The organism is Pseudoalteromonas sp. S558, assembly GCF_005886635.1.
GTDB classification, from domain to species: domain Bacteria; phylum Pseudomonadota; class Gammaproteobacteria; order Enterobacterales; family Alteromonadaceae; genus Pseudoalteromonas; species Pseudoalteromonas aliena.
Map to the genome: position 1 here is coordinate 1 of NZ_PNDU01000559.1, position 301 is coordinate 301.

The 301-nt window shown below is 42.2% G+C and carries 1 protein-coding gene; it reads left to right on the forward strand.

The window, feature by feature from the left end; genetic code table 11:
* Positions 1–209, forward strand: a 209-nt coding sequence (locus CWB66_RS21415) for an alpha-ketoglutarate-dependent dioxygenase AlkB (RefSeq protein ID WP_138587000.1), incomplete at its 5' end; no start/stop codon positions are given.
* Between the last annotated feature and the right edge of the window lie 92 nt (positions 210–301).

The following is a 301-nucleotide window of genomic DNA, read 5'->3' on the forward strand; positions in this document are numbered from 1 at the left end:
CGTCAATAAGTTTAGGTGCAGAGCGCGAATTTTTAATCCGCAGCCAAAGTAACATTCAAGAGCAGCATAGTCTCACGCTAGAAGATGGCTCACTCCTTATCATGGGCAAAGGATTTCAAGACAACTACCAACACGCTCTAGCGAGTGCGCCTAAAGCAACCCGTCCAAGATTTAACATCTCATTTAGGCAATTTGCTTGGCCTGTTTAGCTATAAGCACTTACTATTTAACCTGAACTCTGGATAATAAATCTATCTCGCGCCGCGATTAAATCGCCCCTAGATTGAAAAATTTCAATCTA